This window comes from Parabacteroides sp. PFB2-10 (assembly GCF_029893085.1).
GTDB lineage: Bacteria > Bacteroidota > Bacteroidia > Bacteroidales > Tannerellaceae > QVMG01.
Genome location: NZ_JARXWI010000002.1, coordinates 78,561 through 99,050 on the forward strand (window position 1 = coordinate 78,561; position 20,490 = coordinate 99,050).

General features: G+C 47.3%; 18 protein-coding genes. 11 read left to right on the forward strand and 7 right to left on the reverse strand.

The genetic code is table 11. The annotated features are described in order from the left end of the window. Positions 1–40 precede the first annotated feature (40 nt). Genes M2137_RS02150 through M2137_RS02160 form a run of 3 tightly spaced genes read left to right on the forward strand, consistent with a single transcriptional unit; the run spans position 41 to position 2,512 of the window. A complete protein-coding gene (locus M2137_RS02150) occupies positions 41–892 on the forward strand; it encodes a lamin tail domain-containing protein (protein ID WP_280765047.1) in 852 nt (283 codons plus the stop codon). Positions 893–915: 23 nt separating this feature from the next. After that, positions 916–1,347: a biotin/lipoyl-containing protein gene (locus M2137_RS02155; protein WP_280764817.1), complete on the forward strand. Its 432-nt coding sequence runs from the start codon at positions 916–918 to the stop codon at positions 1,345–1,347. A 4-nt stretch (positions 1,348–1,351) separates the two neighbouring features. Further along, on the forward strand, positions 1,352–2,512 hold the full coding sequence (locus M2137_RS02160) for a sodium ion-translocating decarboxylase subunit beta (protein ID WP_280764818.1): 1,161 nt from the start codon (positions 1,352–1,354) through the stop codon (positions 2,510–2,512). A 77-nt stretch (positions 2,513–2,589) separates the two neighbouring features. On the opposite strand, the gene trmD is transcribed toward M2137_RS02160, so the two are convergent. After that, positions 2,590–3,264 carry a tRNA (guanosine(37)-N1)-methyltransferase TrmD gene (trmD, locus tag M2137_RS02165; RefSeq protein WP_280764819.1) on the reverse strand — a complete coding sequence of 225 codons (675 nt, stop codon included), beginning with the start codon at positions 3,262–3,264 and terminating at the stop codon, positions 2,590–2,592. 224 nt (positions 3,265–3,488) lie between these two features. Between trmD and M2137_RS02170 the strand changes: the two genes are divergently transcribed. Genes M2137_RS02170 through M2137_RS02185 form a run of 4 tightly spaced genes read left to right on the forward strand, consistent with a single transcriptional unit; the run spans position 3,489 to position 7,392 of the window. Continuing rightward, complete coding sequence (locus tag M2137_RS02170; RefSeq protein WP_280764820.1) at positions 3,489–4,412, forward strand: Mur ligase family protein; 924 nt, start codon at positions 3,489–3,491, stop codon at positions 4,410–4,412. After that, the gene (locus tag M2137_RS02175) at positions 4,409–4,960 is read left to right on the forward strand and encodes a DUF4924 family protein (RefSeq protein ID WP_280764821.1); all 552 of its coding nucleotides are present in this window, start codon (positions 4,409–4,411) and stop codon (positions 4,958–4,960) included. Before M2137_RS02170 ends, M2137_RS02175 begins: the two co-directional genes overlap by 4 nt. A 3-nt stretch (positions 4,961–4,963) precedes the next feature. Further along, positions 4,964–5,836, forward strand: a complete 873-nt coding sequence (rfbD, locus tag M2137_RS02180) for a dTDP-4-dehydrorhamnose reductase (RefSeq protein ID WP_280764822.1) — start codon at positions 4,964–4,966, stop codon at positions 5,834–5,836. Then, entirely contained in the window at positions 5,812–7,392 is a 1,581-nt protein-coding gene (locus tag M2137_RS02185; protein WP_280764823.1) for a peptide chain release factor 3, read from the forward strand. The genes rfbD and M2137_RS02185 overlap by 25 nt, the downstream gene beginning before the upstream one ends. An 87-nt stretch (positions 7,393–7,479) precedes the next feature. Here M2137_RS02185 and cls read toward each other — a convergent pair whose 3' ends face one another. Genes cls through M2137_RS02200 form a run of 3 tightly spaced genes read right to left on the reverse strand, consistent with a single transcriptional unit; the run spans position 7,480 to position 10,802 of the window. After that, a complete protein-coding gene (gene cls, locus M2137_RS02190) occupies positions 7,480–8,919 on the reverse strand; it encodes a cardiolipin synthase (protein ID WP_280764824.1) in 1,440 nt (479 codons plus the stop codon). A gap of 55 nt (positions 8,920–8,974) precedes the next feature. Next, positions 8,975–9,940 (reverse strand): GNAT family N-acetyltransferase, encoded by a 966-nt coding sequence (locus M2137_RS02195; RefSeq protein WP_280765048.1) that lies wholly within the window; start codon positions 9,938–9,940, stop codon positions 8,975–8,977. A gap of 34 nt (positions 9,941–9,974) precedes the next feature. Beyond that, positions 9,975–10,802: a 1-acyl-sn-glycerol-3-phosphate acyltransferase gene (locus M2137_RS02200; RefSeq protein WP_280764825.1), complete on the reverse strand. Its 828-nt coding sequence runs from the start codon at positions 10,800–10,802 to the stop codon at positions 9,975–9,977. 278 nt (positions 10,803–11,080) lie between these two features. On the opposite strand from M2137_RS02200, the gene M2137_RS02205 reads away from it, so the two are divergent. Then, positions 11,081–12,199, forward strand: a complete 1,119-nt coding sequence (locus M2137_RS02205; protein WP_280764826.1) for a peptidoglycan bridge formation glycyltransferase FemA/FemB family protein — start codon at positions 11,081–11,083, stop codon at positions 12,197–12,199. Positions 12,200–12,256: 57 nt separating this feature from the next. On the opposite strand, the gene M2137_RS02210 is transcribed toward M2137_RS02205, so the two are convergent. Continuing rightward, positions 12,257–13,378 (reverse strand): DUF362 domain-containing protein, encoded by a 1,122-nt coding sequence (locus M2137_RS02210; protein ID WP_280764827.1) that lies wholly within the window; start codon positions 13,376–13,378, stop codon positions 12,257–12,259. A 144-nt stretch (positions 13,379–13,522) separates the two neighbouring features. Here M2137_RS02210 and M2137_RS02215 point away from each other — a divergent pair, with 144 nt between their 5' ends. From M2137_RS02215 to M2137_RS02225, 3 genes are all read left to right on the forward strand, one after another. After that, the gene (locus tag M2137_RS02215; protein ID WP_280764828.1) at positions 13,523–14,014 is read left to right on the forward strand and encodes a 3'-5' exonuclease; all 492 of its coding nucleotides are present in this window, start codon (positions 13,523–13,525) and stop codon (positions 14,012–14,014) included. 142 nt (positions 14,015–14,156) lie between these two features. Further along, positions 14,157–16,502, forward strand: coding sequence for an FtsX-like permease family protein (locus tag M2137_RS02220; protein WP_280764829.1), 2,346 nt, complete (start codon positions 14,157–14,159; stop codon positions 16,500–16,502). Between the two features lie 35 nt (positions 16,503–16,537). Continuing rightward, positions 16,538–18,853: an ABC transporter permease gene (locus M2137_RS02225; RefSeq protein ID WP_280764830.1), complete on the forward strand. Its 2,316-nt coding sequence runs from the start codon at positions 16,538–16,540 to the stop codon at positions 18,851–18,853. On the opposite strand, the gene M2137_RS02230 is transcribed toward M2137_RS02225, so the two are convergent. Both M2137_RS02230 and M2137_RS02235 read right to left on the reverse strand, forming a co-directional pair. Next, a complete protein-coding gene (locus M2137_RS02230) occupies positions 18,840–19,628 on the reverse strand; it encodes an EFR1 family ferrodoxin (RefSeq protein ID WP_280764831.1) in 789 nt (262 codons plus the stop codon). The two genes, M2137_RS02225 and M2137_RS02230, sit on opposite strands and share 14 nt — an antisense overlap. A 10-nt stretch (positions 19,629–19,638) precedes the next feature. After that, the gene (locus M2137_RS02235) at positions 19,639–20,388 is read right to left on the reverse strand and encodes a nitroreductase family protein (RefSeq protein ID WP_280764832.1); all 750 of its coding nucleotides are present in this window, start codon (positions 20,386–20,388) and stop codon (positions 19,639–19,641) included. Positions 20,389–20,490: the final 102 nt, after the last annotated feature.

The following is a 20,490-nucleotide window of genomic DNA, read 5'->3' on the forward strand; positions in this document are numbered from 1 at the left end:
TAATAGAATAAAAAGAAACGCAGGATTTATATTGTTGTTCATGTTGCTCTTTTCTTTTGGAGCGCAGGCGCAACGTGTAACCGCCATGCGAATAAATGAAGTGCTGGTCATCAATGAAGACAATTTCGTCGATGACTATGGTAAGCGAAGTGGCTGGATTGAACTGTATAACAGTTCAGCCGGTACGGTAAACATCGGTGGATGTTTTTTGACAAACGACAAAAACGACCCGAAGAAATACCCTATTCCTAAAGGCGACGTATTGACAAAGATCCCTCCCCGGCAACACACACTGTTCTGGGCCGACGGGAATGCGAGCCGTGGTACGTTCCATGCCAGCTTCACGCTGGATCCGACAAAGGAGAACTACATCGCTCTTTATGATACGGATGGTAAGACATTGGTAGACGAAATAGTGATACCAGCAGCTCAAAAAGCAGACGTAAGCTACGGACGGGCAGTAGACGGGCAAGACGAATGGGCTCTACTGCCCAAAGTTACACCAAGCACCAACAACTTGACATTGGACAGTAATGAGAAGATCGAGAACTTCAAGACGAAGGATTCCTTGGGACTTGGTATGACTGTGACGGCTATGGCAGTTGTATTCCTTGGATTGCTCGTTCTGTTCTTGGTATTCAAAATGACTGGTAAAGCATCTATCGCTGCTGGTGCCCGCCGGGCACAAAAGGCTACCGGAGCAGAAACGGTTGTGGCTGCACCGGGAGAACTCTCCGGGGAGATCTTGGTGGCTATTGGTATGGCGCTTTACGAATTGAATGAAGACGCGCACGATATTGAAAGCACGGTATTGACCATTCAGAAAGTGAAACGTACCTATTCACCCTGGAGCTCCAAGATCTATGGATTACGCGAATTGCCAAGAAAGTAATTACCTATTAATATCATAAAAGAATGAAAAGTTTTAAATATACAATCAATGGTACTGTTTATAAAGTACATATCAATTCAGTAGTAGAAGATATGGCTGAAGTGGAAGTAAACGGTATGCCCTATAAAGTAAAAATGGAAAAGCCGGCTAAGAAGCAGGTGGTTACATTGAAAAGACCGGCTCAGGCTCCGACAACATCAAGCGGTGCTCCGGTTGTTTCCCGTCCGGCAGCAACAGCAACAGCAGGCGCCGTACGTTCTCCGCTGCCAGGAGTTATCCTGGATTTGAAATGCAAAGTGGGAGATACTGTTAAGAGAGGCCAGACATTGTTGATTCTGGAAGCCATGAAAATGGAGAACAGCATCAATGCAGACCGCGACGGTAGCATCATTGAAATAAAAGTGAACAAAGGCGACTCTGTATTGGAAAACGCAGAACTCGTTGTAATCGGATAAGAATATGCAAGAAAGTTTTTTATCATTCCTGGGTGAGAACTTGCAATTGTTCTTAACCTATACAGGATTCTACAACGCAACGCCGGGTCATGTCGCTATGATCTTTATAGGTTTGCTCTTTATTTTCCTGGCAATTAAATATGAATTTGAACCTATGCTCCTGATTCCTATCGGATTCGGGATGCTTATCGGTAACATTCCTTTCAAAGATGCCGGCCTGCAGGTGGGTATCTATGAAGAGGGATCGGTACTGAATATTCTCTATCAAGGAGTAGTACAGGGGTGGTATCCACCATTGATATTCCTCGGCATTGGGGCGATGACCGACTTCTCGGCATTGATCTCCAACCCTAAATTGATGTTGATCGGTGCTGCGGCACAGTTCGGTATCTTCGGTGCATACGTAATCGCCCTGCAGATGGGCTTCGAACCCAACCAGGCAGGTGCTATCGGTATTATCGGGGGGGCTGACGGTCCTACGGCTATCTTCCTCTCTTCCAAACTGGCGCCTAACCTGATGGGGGCTATTGCGGTATCGGCCTACTCCTATATGGCGTTAGTGCCGATCATCCAACCTCCGTTTATGCGTCTGTTGACGACCAAGAAAGAACGTGTGATCCGTATGAAACCGCCGCGCGTGGTATCTTCAACCGAAAAGATCATTTTCCCGATCGTAGGTCTGTTGCTGACCTGTTTCCTCGTACCTTCCGGTCTTCCGTTGTTGGGTATGTTGTTCTTCGGTAACCTGATCAAAGAGAGTGGCGTGACCCGTCGTTTGGCAGAAACAGCCCGTGGTCCGCTGATCGATACGATCACTATCCTGTTGGGTATCACCGTGGGTGCTTCTACGCAGGCTACGCAGTTCCTGACCTGGAACTCTATCAAGATCTTTGGCTTGGGAGCGCTTTCATTCGTGATCGCTACCTGTGCCGGTATCCTGTTTGTGAAGTTCTTCAACCTCTTCCTGAAAGAGGGTAATAAGATCAATCCGTTGATTGGTAACTCCGGTGTATCCGCCGTTCCCGACTCGGCACGTATCTCTCAGGTAGTAGGTTTGGAATATGATCCGACCAACTATTTGTTGATGCACGCGATGGGTCCGAACGTAGCAGGTGTAATCGGTTCGGCTGTTGCCGCCGGTATCCTGTTAGGATTCTTGAGCTAAGAAGACAATCTTATACGATAAGAAAGCCGCCATCCGGAAATCGGATGGCGGCTTTTCTATTTTGTTGCTTTTGAATCTTACTTCAGCAAATCAGGCCGTAAGCGCTTTGTTCGCTCCTGTGCCTGTTGCAAGCGCCATTCGGCAATGTTACGTTCATGTCCCGAAAGCAGTATATCGGGCACTTTCCAGCCTTTATAATCAGCCGGGCGTGTATAGACCGGGGGGGCCAACAGATTGTCCTGAAACGAATCCGACAAAGCGCTCTGCTCATCGCCTATGGCACCCGGTATCAACCTGACCACTGCATCGGTAATAATAGCCGCCGCCAGTTCGCCTCCGGTCAGGACATAATCGCCCACAGAGATCTCTTTGGTAATCAGATGTTCCCGCACGCGGTAGTCGACCCCTTTGTAATGCCCACAAAGAATAATCATGTTCTCCAATAGAGACATACCGTTTGCCATCGGCTGATCGAAGGTTTCGCCATCGGGGGAGGTGTAAATCACCTCATCGTATTGCCTTTCTTCTTTCAGCAAAGAGATAGCCCGGTCGATCGGTTCGATCTGCATCACCATGCCTGCCTCCCCACCAAAGGGATAATCGTCGACACGCCGCCATTTATTCGTCGTGTAATCGCGCAGGTTATGCAAATGTATTTCCACAAGTCCTTTGTCTTGTGCCCGTTTTACAATAGAGCAGTTGATCATTCCATCGATCATCTCCGGCAGAACGGTGAGTATATCTATACGCATAAATCGGTAATAATTAGCTGTTTTTGTTTCAATGAGGTGCAAAGATAGTGAAACTCGAACGCAGCGCCAAACTGTTTTGCGCAGCGCTTCGCGAAACAACGTTTACTTTCCGAAAGAGAAGTGAATTGACATTTTGCCAAAATCGTGCGAGAGGGGTGATTTTTGATCCGTGATATGATACAAACAAAGGCAAAATAGCTTATTTTTGCATCAAATTTAAATCAATGCGTAAAGTACATTTAATATCCGTAACCGAGCCTGTGATTTATGATCTGGCATTAGCGATACATGAGGATGAAGGGTATGAGGTAAGTGTTTCCGGGAATGGCTTGACAGAAGAGACCATCGCCAGGCTGCATGAAGCAGGATGTACTTGCCATGGAGACGGGTGGTTTCCCGAAAAACTGACAAAAGATATTCAAATCATCATATTAGGAGCAACCGTCAACCGCGATAATCCGGAACTGATCCGGGCGAAGGAGTTGGGATTATTGACCCAATCGGTTCCTGAATTTGTATTCGATCATACCAAATCAAAAACAAGGGTGGTAGTAGCCGGCGACCGTGGTAAAAGCGCGGTGTTGGGCATGATGGTCTATGTATTGAAAAAATACAAACAGCGCTTCGATTATGTATTGACAAGCAATATCGATCTGTTGAAGAACAGGGTGTCTCTGGAAGAAGAGGAACGCATTGCCCTGATCGAAGGGGATGAAGGGGTGACCTCCTCCTTAGGGAAACAGTTTCACCTGGAATTTTACCGTCCGCATATCGCGGTGATCACCAACCTGATGTGGTCGGAAGAAAAAGACCACCAGTCATTGGAAGAATACCTGCAATCCTATAAGAATTTCGTGGCTTCGATCGAAAGAGAAGGCAAGCTGATTTACTTTGAACAGGATCGCGTATTGCAAGATATGGCATCAAACGTACGGGAGGATATCACCTCGATGCCATACGACCAGCAGGCCTACAACAACGAAACAGGTACGCTGACCACGCGTTATGGCGATTTCCCTGTGTTTATATCGGATGATTATTTCCTGTATAACCTGAATGCCGCCCGTTTAGCGTGCCGTCAATTGGGGATTAAAGATGCGGATTTCTACCAGGCCATTGCTGAATATAGCTTATCCTTGCAGAAATGATCGTTGCTCATCAAAAAAGAAAAGAGAACATAGCGGAATACCTGTTGTATATGTGGCAGGTAGAAGATATGATACGTGCCTGCGATTTCGATGCGAACCGCATACGACAGATGATCATCTCCAAATACGACCAGCCGGAGGAGGTGCGCGAGGAGATAACCCGCTGGTATGAAGAGCTGGCAAATATGATGCTAACGGAGGGCGTCAGGGCGACGGGGCATATCCAATTGAACAGGAATATCATCCTGGAATTGACTGATTTGCATGTACGATTGATGAAGTCGCCACGGGAAATGACCTACCAATCGACCTATTATAAAACGCTTCCCTATATCGTGCAGTTGCGAGCCAAGTCGGGCGGAGAAGAGATGCCCGAGATCGAGACCTGCTTTACGGCTGTCTATGGCTACCTGATGCTCAGGATGAAAGGCGAAGAAACAACACAGCAAACGACAGAGGCTGTCAAACAGATCAGCACTTTTCTGGCTATTCTGGCTTCGAAATACCGGGATGAAAAAAGTGGTGAGTTGCAATTAGAAGACGAATAAAACATGAAACAGATATTAGTAACAGGAGCAAACGGACAACTGGGGAGGGCATTACAAGCGCGAACCGGCGATTATCCGGCATTGGATTTTTACTTTACGGACATGGACACGTTGGATATCACCAACAAAGAGGCCTTATTTGCCTTTGTCCGCTCCAACCGTATCCAGTGTATCCTGAACCTGGCGGCCTACACAGCCGTTGAACAAGCGGAAGCGGATACGAAAATGGCTTACCGGATCAATGCCGAAGCCATACGCAACCTGGCGGAAGTGGCCAGCGCTTTCCGTTGCCATGTGATACATGTATCCACCGACTATGTGTTCGACGGCAGCAACCATCGTCCCTATTTGGAGACCGATGCGACACGTCCACTGTCGACCTACGGGCGCACCAAATTGGCGGGCGAGGTCATTCTGCAAGAGGCCATGGCCGATGCAGTGATCGTTAGAACCTCCTGGCTATACAGCGAATTCGGCAACAATTTCCTGAACACCATGCTTCGCCTGGGCAAAGAGAAGGAGGAACTCTCCGTTGTGTTCGATCAGATCGGAACACCTACCTACGCCGGCGACCTGGCCTATGCCCTGATTGCGATACTGATGCGTTGGGAAAAAGGCGCCTGGGAAGCGGGTATTTACCATTATTCCAATGAAGGGGTTTGCAGTTGGTACGATTTCGCACGGAAGATCATGGAACTGGCCGATTTGCCTTGCAAGGTCATTCCGGTGGAGACCAAGGACTACCCGACAAAAGCCCAGCGTCCGCTTTACAGTGTTCTCAATAAAGCAAAAATAAAATCAACCTATAATCTGACCATTCCCCATTGGGAAGAGAGTCTTAGAAGTATCCCATGTCTCAATATTCCAAAGAAATAGACAAGCGAAGAACCTTCGCCATCATTAGCCATCCCGACGCGGGGAAGACAACATTGACAGAGAAATTGCTGCTCTTCGGAGGGGCGATCCATGTGGCCGGTGCGGTTAAATCGAACAAAATCAAGAAAACAGCCACCTCCGACTGGATGGAAATCGAGAAACAACGTGGTATCTCTGTGGCCACATCCGTGATGGCGTTCGACTACGAAGACCATAAAATCAATATTCTCGACACACCCGGTCACCAGGATTTCGCGGAAGACACCTTCCGCACGCTGACGGCGGTCGATAGTGTAATCATTGTTGTCGACGTGGCCAAAGGGGTGGAAACGCAAACCCGCAAGCTGATGGAGGTTTGTCGTATGCGCAAAACGCCCGTGATCGTGTTTGTCAACAAGATGGACCGCGACGGGAAAGACCCGTTCGATCTCCTGGATGAGATTGAAGAGGAACTGAAGATCAACGTACGCCCGCTGAGCTGGCCCATCGATATGGGGCAACGCTTCAAAGGGGTTTACAATATATTCGAGCAGAAGCTCGACCTTTACACGCCCAGCAAGCAGTTTGTGACGGAAAGTGTTGAGTTTAAAGACATCAACAACCCCGAACTGGAGAAGCATATCGATAGCTCACTGGCACAGAAACTGCGTGCCGATATCGAACTGATCGAAGGAGTTTATCCCGAATTCGATGTAGAAACCTACCTTAAAGGCGACATTGCACCGGTATTCTTCGGCTCGGCATTACATAATTTCGGCGTAAGAGAGTTGTTGGATTGCTTCATTCGCATCGCTCCCTCGCCCCGTGCGGTGCAGGCTATTGAGCGCGTTGTTAATCCGTATGAAGACAATTTCACCGGTTTTGTATTCAAGATCCATGCCAATATGGACCCGAATCACCGCTCCTGTATCGCTTTTGTGAAGATCTGTTCGGGGCGTTTCGAACGCAACGCCAACTATAAACACGTACGTTTCAACAAAGGCATGCGCTTCAGCAGCCCGACAGCCTTTATGGCGCAGAAGAAAGAGACGGTCGACGAGGCCTTTGCCGGCGACATTATCGGCTTGCCCGACACCGGAAACTTCAAGATCGGCGACACGCTTACCTCCGGCGAAGAGCTGCATTTCAAGGGACTGCCCAGTTTCTCACCTGAGATGTTCAAGTATATCGAGAATGCCGACCCGATGAAAGCGAAACAATTGGCCAAAGGGATCGAGCAATTGATGGATGAAGGGGTTGCCCAGTTGTTTGTCAACCAATTCAACAACCGCAAGATTATCGGTACCGTCGGTCAGCTTCAATTCGAGGTTATCCAGTATCGTTTGTTGCATGAATACGGCGCGCAGTGTAAATGGGAACCGCTCAGCCTCTACAAAGCCTGCTGGATCGAGAGCGACAATGCCGTCATGCTCGAGAATTTCAAGAAGCGCAAAATGCAGTATATGGCGCGCGACAAGGAGGGACGCGACGTCTACCTGGCCGATTCTTCCTACGTATTAACCATGGCGCAGCAGGACTTCCCGGATATTAAATTCCATTTCACGTCGGAGTTTTAATAAATGAAGAATGAGGAATGAAGAGTGAAGAATCGAAGATCGCTTAACGAAGCGAAGCAATTCTTCACTCTTCATCCTCATTCTTCATTACAAAAGCGGTGAGAACAGCCGCATAAACGACTCTGCCAGCCGGGTGCTGATGGGGCGTTTCAGCCAGCGAACCGGCAGAATATGGTCGCTCTGCTGCATATCGTATCGGAATATAGTGTGCATTTCCCGGGCAAACTCCTCATCGTAGACATATGCATTGATCTCGAAATTATGCTCAAAGCTGCGGAAATCCATGTTTGCAGAGCCGATAGCCGACACCTTGTCGTCGACCACGATCAATTTAGCATGCAGGAATCCCGGTTTATAGAAATAGACCTTCACACCCGCTTTCACCATTTCGTCTAAGTAAGAGTGACTGGCCATATTGGCTGTCCGCGTATCGGAACGCCTGGGTATCATGATCCGCACATCGACTCCCCCCAGGGCGGCAATCTGCAACGCTTGGTTCAATCCTTCGGTTGGCAGGAAGTAGGGCGTTTGTATGTAGACATACTTTTTGGCATTGGCGATCAGGTAGATCGTCGCCTGCAGAAGCGTCCGCCATTGCCCGGTCGGACCGGAGGTGGCAATCTGCATGATATTCTTATTATGGATCTCCACCGGTGGATAATAGCTCTTATCGCGCAACAGTTGTTTGCTGACCACATACCAATCGATCAGGAAGATCGACTGCAACCCCTGCGCTCCCTTGCCGGTAAAGCGGAAGTGTGAGTCGCGCCAGGTGCCCCAGGAGGTGCCTTTCCAGTAGCGATCGGCAATATTCATTCCGCCCATAAAGCCCACCTTACCGTCGATCACCACGATCTTCCGGTGGTTTCGGTAGTTCACCTTGCTGGTAAAGATTGGGAAAACCACTTTCAGGAAGGGATAGACCTCGATCCCAACCGCTTCCATCTCTTTGAAAAAACGCGGTTTTACGTTCCAACTCCCCACATCATCGTACATAACACGCACCTTAACCCCCTCGCCGGCCTTCTTCATCAAAGCGGCTTTCACCCTGTTACCGATCTCGTCGTCGCAAAATATATAGTACTGAAGATGGATATGGTGTTGGGCACGCTCTATTTCATCCAACAGATCGTTGAATTTATCCTGTCCGTTGGTATAGACTTTGATATCCGTTCCGTAGAGGGGAACTGACTGGTTGTTCTGATACAATAGGTTAGAGAGAGGCAGGTATTCATCGGGAACGGTGTAGTTGATCGTTTGCGGCAGCTTCCCGCGTGCCGCCCCCTTCATAATGCGTTTATAGGTGCGCCGGGAGATGATCTTCTGTTTCCGGTTGTCCTGCCCAAAAAAGAAGTAGAAAATAAGTCCGATACCCGGAGTCAGCAATAGAACGATCACCCAGGAGATGGTCTTCAGCGGGTTACGGTTCTCGGCAATGACGACCAATACCAGCCCCAACACGGTGATACAGTACAATAACACAATGATTGTACTGACCAGCGCCTGTATATGTATTGCGGCAATCATTTCATTCGAGCTCAGCTGTTACGACCCGAACACAGGAACCCGTGCGCGTGCCCCGTTATATCTTACGGATCAATTCCGTCGATTTATATTCTTCTTCCAGATAAGATTCCACATGGCGTTTCTTCTTGTCTTCCAGGATCTCATCGATGGCAATCAGAATACCAGTCTCCTCCACCTCCCCAAATTCGTGGTTAACGGCCGTACCGAAAACACGCATCTTGGGTGAAAGGCTCATATACGCATTGACCAATGGCGGAACATTAATGCCCCGTTTACGCACTTCCTGATTCAGTATCTTATAATTATCTTTGAAATTATCATAATGAAACAGCTCTTTCATCTTGTCGATGTCGGTATCTGTCTGAAGCGGATAAACAGGTGTAATCAACTGTTCCGGATCCGGGAAATGCAAACCCAGGAAATACAGTATCATATTGCGCGACTCCGTATCGTATGTGTTATACATCGTTACCTTGCCGAAATAATACTTCAATGTCGGATCGACCACAGAGAGCGCACCCAATCCATCCCAGAGATTATCGAGGATGAAAAGTCCTTTCTTGGATCCTTCGCGTGTGGCCTGATATTCCAGTGTAACAAAGGAGCGTCCCAGTTCAACGGTGTAGGGCAGGTAGTCTTTAATAAACTCGTCCGAAAAATGAAATAGGTGAGCCGTAGCCAATAGTGGTTTTCCTTCTGCATCAAAGCGCACATCACTTCCGCAAAGGAAGCGGTATCCGCCCATGATCTGTTCGTCTTCCGGACTCCATACGATCAGTTGGCGATAGGCATCTTCCATGGTATCAAATTCGTCGATATCGACTTCATTTCCGGTACCTCCGCCATACTCCCGGAAAGCAATTTCCCTCAAACGCCCTATTTCTCGCATTACGTTGGGCGAGTCGACAGCCGTAACAATATAAATCTCATTCTGAGACTTATTCGTCGTGCGGAGCATTTTGTCTTTGGTCAGCTCTGCTTTTAAAATGTTACGGTCAATAGGTTTAATAACTTCTTGCATCATTATAGTTCAGTATCGTGTGTGTATGTGTGTGCTATTCTTTCAATCGGTAAGAGAGCTCTTTTACCCAGGCAGCCCATTCAGCCGGCTTTTTGCTGCTGTCGAAGGTTTGCCAGGGGATCGGTTTACCGAAATAAACTTTGTATTGCGAATGTTTGCTTTTAAACAACTCATCCGAAAGATAAAGCATTTCTATATTCACCTTAATACCCAGCGAAGTACGCAGGTTTGCCAGGTTATAAAAGAAATTAGAGTTTCGCCCGGAGAAATAGACCGGCACGATGTCACGTTGGTATTCAATCGCTTTCTGAATAAACGATTTCTTCCAATCCAGATCGACAATCTGCCCTTTGATCTTGCGGGAGCAAAGTCCTGCCGGGAATGTGATGATCTGATTATCGGAACAATATGCTTCGTCGGTCATTTTCGCTGTTTCTTTGGATTGCTTCCCGTGTTTGTTCACCGGAACAAAGATAGAGCGCAGATTAGGGATGAAATACAAGAGATCGTTCACCGGATAACGGATAGCACCCCCGTAGCGTTCGCCCAACAGGGCGGACAGACAAATGCCATCCATACCACCTAACGGATGGTTGGAAGCAAATATATAACGTCCTTCTGCGGGAATATTCTCCTCGCCTACCAGCTCGAAACGCAGATCGAAATAGTCGATCAATTCTATCATAAAATCCACCCCATCTTTGTCATGGTATTTGGATATGACATGATTGACCTCATCCTGATGGACGATACGTTTGAGATAATTCACAAGAAAGCGCGGAACTTTTGGCGCCAGCTTCGGTGCTTTCTTTTCTAAGATGTCTTCAACGTCAATGTATTTAGTAGTTTCTTGTTGTTGCATCCTTGTAAGCTTGAAGACACAAATATAATGGTTATAATCCAATTCGGATATTTTTTGGTCGTAAAATAACCGCGATTCATCCGGTAAAGGAATATTTGGGAGTTCAGATATGGGATAGTTGGAAGGTTTTTTTGATGTTTACATTATATAGGATGCGTCTCAGCAATCAAATACGCTTGGATTACGTTTGATTCTCACTATATTTTGTATAATACTGTTAATAAATTGCTTTATCATAAAATTGGGGTTACATTTGCCGCTTTTTGAGAGCGTGTGCCATGAGAATAGATGTTTGTAAGAAGAAAATCAAGGATATACATGATACGCCGATCGTTCAGCAGACAGCGTTCTGGTCGGAGGTGAAGACCTGCCAGGGCTTGGAGACCATGGCTTTCGACTTTAAAGTAAGAAACCGGGATATCTATAGCCAGGTGGGAGGATTTGCCTGTACGGATGCCGACTTTTTGGTGTTGCAGCATCCACTTAATAACAGGCAAAGCCTGGCCTATGTGCCCTATGGCCCGGAAATCGAACCTTCGGGCGAGAACCAGGGCGTCTTCCTGGAAGAGCTTTCTGAGATTATACGTTCCTATCTGCCGAAAGGCTGCATCGGTATCCGGTACGACCTGAACTGGCGTTCCCACTGGTGCGACGCGGATCATTTCGATGAGCAGGGTATCTGGAACGGAGCGCCCGATAAACAATACCAGGAGTTTCAGTTGAATTACAATACGATCAATTGGAATCTGCACAAAAGCAATATGGATATTCTGCCCTCGACCACTGTTTTTCTGGATCTGTCTGTCGATGAAGAGGCGCTGTTGAAGCAGATGAAACCGAAAACCCGCTACAATATTCTGTTGGCGGAACGAAAAGGGGTGCGTGTTTACCGTACGGGTATCGATAAAATCGAGATTTGGTATAAACTATATCAGGAGACGGCACGACGCAATGGCTTGTTTGTCAACCGACCGGACTACTTCTTATCGGTGCTTTCCGCCCGTGCCGATGATACGGCCTCTCCGGCAACTGTCGAATTGCTGGTGGCTGAACATGATGGTGAGCCGCTGGCAGCAATGTTTTTGGTGATGAGTGGCCACCGGGGTACCTATCTCTACGGCGCTTCCTCTTCAGAAAAACGAAACTACATGCCTACCTATGCGATGCAATGGGAGGCGATTAAGATATCCAAGGCTTACGGATGCACGGAATATGATATGTTCGGTGTTTCTCCCGGTCCCGATGCCTCGCATCCGATGTATGGGTTGTATCGTTTCAAAACCGGATTCGGCGGCGAGCTATTTCATCACTTAGGTTGCTGGGATTATCCGTTAGACAAAGAGAGCTATCGGCTTTTCCAGATCAGTGAGATGAATGCGCAAGGGTATTATCAATGAGAAATTATGAATTATGAATTATGATTTTTTTTGCTCAATTCATAATTCATAATTGTTTTAAACGTTTATCAGCTCATACTCCTGTCTTCCCAGTCCGATCTTTTCGGCATACTCCAATCCTTTCTTCCACTCCGTGTCGGGATGGATCAGACAAAATTTATCTTCTCCTTCGTGCGTGTGGTGATCGTGTGGATGCGCGTCGGTGACTCTGTTGTTTGATAGTGCCGGAGCGCCCATCACCAGGTTGGCGCATGCCTTGTCTAAAGCCACCGGGTCGAACGAAGCGGCGATACCCAGATCCGGAACGATGGCCGCGTCATTGTGGTTCCAGCAGTCGCATTCCGGCGATACATTCATAATGAAACTGATATGGAAGTGCGGTTTGTCTTGCAAGACCGCTTTGGTATATTCTGCTATCTTGTAATTCAGTCGCTCGGATGTGTCGCCTTCGCCCAGGACCGCCGCGTCGTACTGGCAGAGGGCTACGCATTGGCCACAACCAACACAGGCATCGTAATCGATTACCGCTTTCCGGTTATGCAGGTGAACCGCATCGTGCGCGCAATGTTTCACGCAGATATTACAACCGATACAGTTTTCCGTATCGATCACCGGCTGGGAAGCTGCGTGCAATTCCAGTTTGCCTCCCACACTGGCACAACCCATACCCAGGTTTTTCAATGCGCCGCCAAAGCCAGCCTGCTCATGTCCTTTGAAGTGATTCATGGAGATGATAATATCCGCATCGGCTATGGCCGCACCGATTTTCGGTGCTTTGCAGTATTCCCCATCGATGGGTATTTCCCGGTAGTCGGTGCCTTTCAATCCGTCTGCAATAATGATATCACATTGGGCAGAGATCGGATTATAGCCATTCTCCATAGCGCTTTTCAGGTGATCCACGGCGTTAGAGCGACCTCCCGAATAGAGCGTGTTGCAGTCGGTTAGGAAAGGCTTTCCACCCAGGTTGCGCAATAGGTTGGCGATCCGTGCCGCATAGTTCGGACGCAAATAGGCCAAATTGCCCGGTTCGCCGAAATGTATCTTAATAGCCACGAATTGTTTGTTGAAATCGATCGATTCAATACCTGCCTTTTTTACAAGGCGTTCCATCTTCTGCAAAAGATTATTAGACGGATTGGTGCGCAAATTGGTGAAATAGACTTTGGATGTGTTCATGATTATTGTATATCAAAATGGCTGATTCATTATGTGCAAATATAAAGTTATTCATCCAAGTAAGCAAAAAAGTGTACCTCATGTTGGGGTGTGCAGCGCCCTTTAGAACGATTTGCAAGAAATGATTATATTTGCCCCATAAATATGAAAGACTTCGCCGCTATCGATTTTGAGACTGCCAATGAGCAGCGTACCAGTGTTTGCAGCATAGGGATCGTGATTGTCCGCGACGGGATGATTACAGAGAAGTTCTACCGCCTGATCCAACCCGAGCCCAATTACTATTCCTATTGGAATATGCGTGTACATGGTATTACGCCGGCAGATACGGAAGAGGCTCCGGTCTTTTCCGACGTATGGAAGGAGATCGCACCGCAGATCGAGGGGTTACCTTTGGTGGCGCATAATAAAGGCTTCGATGAAGGCTGTCTCAAAGCGGTGTTCCGCATGTATCAGATGGATTATCCCAACTATACATTCCATTGCACATTGAGTGCCGCCCGCCGGCAACTTAAACATTTGCCCAACCATAAGCTCCATACCGTATCGGCCTACTGCGGTTTCGACCTGACCAACCACCACCACGCCCTGGCCGATGCGGAAGCCTGTGCCCATATTGCCTTGCAAATTTTGTAGCGTTTTGTGCTAAAATGAACAGGGTTCGTGCTTATTCGCACACCTTTGTGAAAATAGCAATCTGTGTAATCGCTTGTTAATTAGCTGTATATGTGTTTGGCATGGGATTTGTCTTTATATAAACAAGTAAAAACAAACGAGTATGTTTCAACACTATCTGAAAATAGCTTTCCGCCAAATTGTAAAAAACAAGGTGCAATACATCTTGTCGATTATTGGCATTGCCCTGGGTCTATTGTGTTTCAGCATGACCAATTATTATATGCATAGGCATTTCAGCCAGTACACTATCTGGCCCAATGCAGATCGTATGGCGACGGTTCATACCTCCTATGAAAAGAGAGGCTCTTTGAGCAATTACTTCCCGGGCAAAGAGCTTCAGGCATTGATCGAGAATCCCGTTGCTGGCATAGAGAAAGTTGCTGTGGTTACTCGCATGGATCGCGCCAACCTCACTTATATAATAGACGAGAAGCAGGAGATCGCCTACAAAGACAACCTAATCCGTGTCAATGCCGACTTTCTCGATGTCTATTCTATCACCCTGAAAAGCGGTAAATCCCCCTTCGGCAGCCCCAATCAGGTGATGATCTCCGCATCTATTGCCCAAAAGGTCTTTAAAGACAGTAACCCTATTGGGAAAACCCTCTACTATAACCGAGCCGAGAATGACCAGTCGGCCATCGCCTACTACACGATCACAGGTGTGTTTCACGACACTCCCTATCCAATCAATGACTGGACAGTAGATATTCTGATGCCAGCCGGCGAAAACTATATCGACCCCAATTCTTACTATTACAACAATGTCACCCTGATGCTTGCCCAAGGTGTTTCACCTGCCGAAGCGGAGCAAAGGCTTACTGCGCAACTCCCCGTTACCGAGGAAGAGCAGCCACGCAGCTTCAAAGTGAAGACCCTGCCGATGCAAATGACAGAAGGGGAAAATATAGTTATGCTTATCCTGATTCCGATAATTGGCTCATTGGTATTGTTGGCGGCACTTATCAATATGCTTAAGTTCTGCATTCAATCTTTTTACAACCGCACGCACGAATTAAGCCTGCGCAAAAGCATCGGCGCCACTTCCAGGAGCCTGTTCTTATTGTTGTTTACCGAGATCAGTCTCCTGTTATTTATCTCCGCCCTGACTACCTATTGCCTGGCCGAATTGTTTCTGCCGGTGTTCTATTCCTACCTCCCGCCGGATATGTCTAATAATATGGGGCTGATTGAAACCGCAGCCTTATATCGGCAAATGTTATATTATATCGTCGGCCTGATTCTATTATGCAGCCTGATTGCCTGGATAGCCATCCAACGCATCAAACATATCAATCTGATCGAAGGGATACGCACCAATCAGTCCAAACATGGATTTCGTAATTTCATGTTGGGTTTTCAGATCTTTATCTGCTTCCTCTTTATCGGGGGAGGTATTGGTATGACCCTGTTGTTTCAGCAACTGGAAGATGAACGCTATTATACGTTGAATGACAGAGAATGTAAGGATATCTGGTATGTGCAATTGCGGGATGTACAATTCCGGGGGCAGGAGAAACAGATTGTTTCGCGCATCCGCAATATTCCGGAGGTGGAAGAGGTGGTCTATTATGAATATGTCTATACCAATACGGCAACCCTTTCCGAAACGAATCAACTGAGGATACTGCAACACCAGTCGGACGCTCATCTGGCGGAGTTGTTAAACTTCCCCATCCGTGGGCGTATGCCGCAGAACGAGAATGAAGTCCTAGTGTCGCGTTTCTTGATGGAGGAGATCGAAAAGGACAGTATAAACAATGGCACCTCTGTTTTGATCGGAGATAAACTGTGTCAAATCACCGGGACATTCGACAACTGGCCTTTCCTGCCTATCCCTGAAAAGTGCGGCGGTCCTGAGGCAAGCCAGTTTCGCCTCATTGCGCTTACCGGAATATCCGCCGACCAGGATTTACCCTTTTATGTAAAATGCGCAGCAGGGCAAAGTAAAAAAGTAAAGGAAGAGATACTTGCCGTGATCAGGGAGTGGTTGCCGCCGACTATTCCTTTTGAGATGGAGACGTTGTATGATAAAAACTTTAGTTGGAACGGTGGAGGAAAGATGGTTAGCCAACTCTTCCTATTGCTTGCCGCAATCACTATTCTGATCACTATCCTTGGCATTTACTCCGCCATCACCTTAGATACCCGTGGCCGTCAGAAAGAGGTGGCTGTAAGGAAGATCAACGGAGCCGGCACAAAAGACATTAGCCGTCTCTTTGGCAACCTCTATCTCCGTCTGGTGGTAATTGCTGCTGTGGTCGCCATTCCGTTGGTTTATCTCTTCCTGCGAGCAACTGTCAATCGAGAGATCGCCTGGTTCAATAATCCCCTGTATTGGTTGGCCATCGTTCTGTTTGTGGCAGTGATTGTTTTTGTGACCGTCGCCTGGCAAATACGCAAGATTACACGCATCAATCCCGCGGAGATCATTAAGACTGAGTAGAAGGAAGTATTTTTCATACAAATAATAAAGCTATTATGTTTCATCACTATCTGAAAATCGCTATCCGACAAATCGGGAAAAATAAGGTTCAGTACTTTTTATCTATTATTGGTATTGCCTTGGGTCTGTTGTGTTTCAGCATGACTAATTATTATACGCACAACTATTTCAGCCGGTATACTGCCTGGCCCAATGCGGATCGTATGGCGACGGTATCTATAGATAAAATACATACTACCGGTTTTATCCAAGGCAAAGATCTTCAGGCGCTTTTGAACAATCCTGTTGCAGGAATAGATAAGATCTCTGTTATTACAAGTATAGATGGAGCAAATCTTACCTATATATTGGATGACAAGAATGAAATAGCCTACAAAGAGAATCTGTACCGTGTAAATGACAACTTTGTTGATGTATATTCTATTGAGTTAAAGAACGGGAAATTACCTGTAAAGAATACGAACCAGGTAATGATCTCTGAGTCTGTTGCCAAGCGGGTATTTAAGCAGGATGATCCTATTGGTAAAACATTCTACTATAACAGGGCGGAGACTGACAGATCAGAGATTACATACTATACCATTACAGGTGTATTCTATGAAGCAGCTTACCTTGTTTGGGGTGATAGAGTCGATATATTGATGCCGGCCGGAGAGAATTATATTAACCCGGATAAGTTTTATTATAATAATGTGACCCTGTTGCTCTCCAAAGGCGCTTCCGCAAAATATATCAGCGAAGAGCTTAAAGTATTGAATTCTTTTAATACGGAGGAGGAACCGCGCACCTTCGAGGTGAAAACGTTGCCGATGCAAATGCAGGAAGGTGGAAATCTTATTGTATTGATACTTGTTCCGATCCTCGGCTCTTTGGTTTTGCTTGCGGCGTTGATCAATATGCTTAAGTTCTGCATCCAGTCTTTCTACAGCCGCACCCACGAATTGAGCCTGCGCAAAAGTGTTGGCTCTTCACAAGGAGGGCTCTTCTGTATGTTGTTTGCAGAGATCTGTCTATTGATATTATTATCCGGACTTACAACCTATTGCTTTGCGGAGCTGTTCCTGCCTCTGTTTTTTTCTTATTTGCCACCGGATATGCACCTCACCGGGTCAATAGATGCTGCCGTGTTGTACCGTCAGCTGTTGTATAGTATTATCGGCTTGTTATTCTTATGCGCCTTTATTGCCTGGGTAGCCGTCAATCGGATCAGACATATCAGCCTGATCGAAGGAATACGTTCCAATCACGGGAAGCACAGATTCCGTAATTTTATGCTGGGGTTTCAGATCTTTATCTGCTTCCTGTTTATTAGCGGAGGCATAGGCATGACGATGTTTTTCTATCTCTTGGAAAATGAACGTTACTATCCAATAAGCAATAAAGAGTGTAAAGAGATATGGTATATCGAACTAAGAGACCCGCAATTCCGCGGACAGGAGGAGCAGGTAGTTGCCCGTATTCGCAGCATTCCGGAGGTGGAAGAGGTGGTATATTTTACATCTTCATACACCGCTGATTTAAGAATCTCGGAAGCAAAAAAGCTTGTATCCATGCATTACCAGGCAGGTGGCAACCTGGATCGACTCTTTCAATTTTCAATACAGGGGCGTATGCCGGAAAATGAGAATGAAGCTATCGTTTCCCGTTTATTAATGGAGGAGATCGAAAAAGATAGTCTTAGTAATGGCACATCCATATCTATTGGCAATACAATGTATCAAATCACCGGAACGTTTGATGTTTGGCCATTTACTCCCACCACTATTCAACCCGGCTCTGTCCAATATTCGATGCTTTCCGGGTTAACTTCCGAGAAACACACCTTCTATGTTAAAAGCGCTCCGGGTCAGGCTAAGAAGGCTAAAAAGGCAATTCTTTCGGTGGTTCGCGAATGGCTACCTCCGACCATACCTTTTGAGATGAATACCCAATATGAAATAAATTTCAGATCGTATGGCGGAGCTAAAATGCTAAGTGACCTTTTCCTGTTGCTTGCCGGCATAGCTTTGTTGATTACTATACTCGGCGTTTACTCCGCCATCGCCTTAGATACCCGAGGGCGTCAGAAGGAGGTGGCTATCCGGAAGATCAACGGAGCGACAGCCAAAGAGATCAGACGTCTCTTTGGGAGGCTTTATATCCGGCTGATGGCTATCTCTGCGGTGTTTGCTCTTCCGTTGGTTTATTTATTTCTACAGGCAATGATCGACCGGACAATCCCTGCCCTGCATAATCCCCTGTTCTGGATCGCCATTGTTCTGTTTGTGGCGGCAATTGTCTTTGTGACCGTCGGCTGGCATATTCGTCAGATCACACGCGTCAATCCCGCGGAGATTATTAAGACGGAGTAGGGAGGAACACATCCGGCTCCTTGCGGGCGGCCAGTGCAACGGCAAATTTCTGCCCTACCTGTTCGAAGAAGGGACCACTGAAGTGGCGGATCTGCAAGGGACAAACGACTAAGCAACGCCCACAGCTCTTGCAACGCTCGTAATCCACCACACGGGGATCGGCTTCGCTGATGGCCTCGTAGGGGCAGAGGTCGATACAGGTGCCACATTCGTTGCATGTCTCCTCCACCTGAATAGGTATCGGATGCGATTCGCCCACCTCCCGATAAGGGCGGTTGCCTTTGATCTCCGGGCGGGAGAGTAGGGCGGGGGCTTCGACTTTATCGAACAGGTCGGCCAACTGTTTGCCATAAACGGCTATCTCCCGCATATCTTTTTCGTCGGGACGTCCCTCGGCAGTATGGGAAAAAATGGAATGTTGAGCTATAAACGCAGCGGCGGATACCACCTGAAAGCCGTTGGCTTCCAATATGTCCTGCATCTCCACAAGGGCATCTTCGTATTCGCGGTTCCCGTAGACTCCAACAATAACGGCAGGAGCCCCTTTTCCTTTCACACGCAAAAAGGCTTCGCGCGCTTTGGCGGGTATGCGTCCCGAATAGACAGGAGCGCCCAGGATCAATAACTCTTCCTTTTCGAATAGGATATCTTCGTTGGGTAACGACTGCGTGATGTCGTATTCCCGGATGTCGTCTGTGCCAAATTGGGCGGCGATATGTCTTACGATCCGCTGGGTGGTGTAAGTCGCACTGAAATAAACAAGATTGAGTTGCATAGTTTGTTATTTATTTAAGAAACTCCTGCTCCTTCAATACGCGCAGAAGCACTTCCGAGAAATATTCGCTGTTCTTCTTCGTGTAGCGGATATCGGTGAATACCTGCGCCAGGGTCTCTTTGTTGTTGATGCGGGTATATTCCTTATTTACCTCCAATTCTTCCTTCGCTTTGTAGAGAGCATCGATGGAAGCCGGTGTATAGTCGGTGTATTCTTCGTGATGAACGAAGGCCTCCAACGGCAGACGCTCGGATTGTTCCGGTAGCGGCTCGGCAGGATAACCCACGGTCACCGTTACGATTGGCACTACCAACTTCGGCAGTTTGTATTCGGCAATAAACTTATCGGCATTGTAAGCCGTTGTGCCCAGGAAACAGATGCCTAACCCTTTGGCCTCTGCCGCGTCGCAGAAAGCCTGGGCAAACAACATGGCATCGATCGTGGCGGCCAGAAAGGTCTGCAGGTTGTCGAATCCGGCCACGGCATTCCGGTTCTCTGCCCAATGCACAAAGCGGTTGGCATCGGCACAGAATGTCAGTACAACAGGTGCTTCGGTTGCCATCTTCTGGTTGAAGTGGAAAGGAGCCTGGCGCTCTTTGGCGGCCTGGTCACGGGTAACGATGACGCTGTAAAGCTGCATATTCCCTGTGTTGGAAGCGCGTGCCGCCACCTCAAACAGTTCATTCAACAAGGATTCCGGTATGTCTTGATCGCTGTATTTCCGGATGCTTCTCCGGTTTTTCATACTTTCTAATAGCATAGCTTTTTGTTCTTTTAGTTTTTGCAAAGGTAAGAAAAATATAGCGGGGGTCGATACCCTTCTATTTTATACGATTCGAAGTCTTTGCCGTCTGTTTTCAAA

Bases quoted from the DNA above. Each gene is read 5' to 3' on its own strand.
- M2137_RS02155 (WP_280764817.1), top strand. From the start codon at position 916: ATGAAAAGTTTTAAATATACAATCAATGGTACTGTTTATAAAGTACAT.
- M2137_RS02210 (WP_280764827.1), bottom strand. From the start codon at position 13,378: ATGAACACATCCAAAGTCTATTTCACCAATTTGCGCACCAATCCGTCT.
- M2137_RS02220 (WP_280764829.1), top strand. From the start codon at position 14,157: ATGTTTCAACACTATCTGAAAATAGCTTTCCGCCAAATTGTAAAAAAC.
- M2137_RS02150 (WP_280765047.1), top strand. From the start codon at position 41: ATGTTGCTCTTTTCTTTTGGAGCGCAGGCGCAACGTGTAACCGCCATG.
- M2137_RS02215 (WP_280764828.1), top strand. From the start codon at position 13,523: ATGAAAGACTTCGCCGCTATCGATTTTGAGACTGCCAATGAGCAGCGT.
- M2137_RS02185 (WP_280764823.1), top strand. From the start codon at position 5,812: ATGTCTCAATATTCCAAAGAAATAGACAAGCGAAGAACCTTCGCCATC.
- rfbD (WP_280764822.1), top strand. From the start codon at position 4,964: ATGAAACAGATATTAGTAACAGGAGCAAACGGACAACTGGGGAGGGCA.
- M2137_RS02170 (WP_280764820.1), top strand. From the start codon at position 3,489: ATGCGTAAAGTACATTTAATATCCGTAACCGAGCCTGTGATTTATGAT.
- M2137_RS02160 (WP_280764818.1), top strand. From the start codon at position 1,352: ATGCAAGAAAGTTTTTTATCATTCCTGGGTGAGAACTTGCAATTGTTC.
- M2137_RS02205 (WP_280764826.1), top strand. From the start codon at position 11,081: ATGAGAATAGATGTTTGTAAGAAGAAAATCAAGGATATACATGATACG.
- trmD (WP_280764819.1), bottom strand. From the start codon at position 3,264: ATGCGTATAGATATACTCACCGTTCTGCCGGAGATGATCGATGGAATG.
- M2137_RS02235 (WP_280764832.1), bottom strand. From the start codon at position 20,388: ATGCTATTAGAAAGTATGAAAAACCGGAGAAGCATCCGGAAATACAGC.
- M2137_RS02195 (WP_280765048.1), bottom strand. From the start codon at position 9,940: ATGCAAGAAGTTATTAAACCTATTGACCGTAACATTTTAAAAGCAGAG.
- M2137_RS02225 (WP_280764830.1), top strand. From the start codon at position 16,538: ATGTTTCATCACTATCTGAAAATCGCTATCCGACAAATCGGGAAAAAT.
- cls (WP_280764824.1), bottom strand. From the start codon at position 8,919: ATGATTGCCGCAATACATATACAGGCGCTGGTCAGTACAATCATTGTG.
- M2137_RS02175 (WP_280764821.1), top strand. From the start codon at position 4,409: ATGATCGTTGCTCATCAAAAAAGAAAAGAGAACATAGCGGAATACCTG.
- M2137_RS02200 (WP_280764825.1), bottom strand. From the start codon at position 10,802: ATGCAACAACAAGAAACTACTAAATACATTGACGTTGAAGACATCTTA.
- M2137_RS02230 (WP_280764831.1), bottom strand. From the start codon at position 19,628: ATGCAACTCAATCTTGTTTATTTCAGTGCGACTTACACCACCCAGCGG.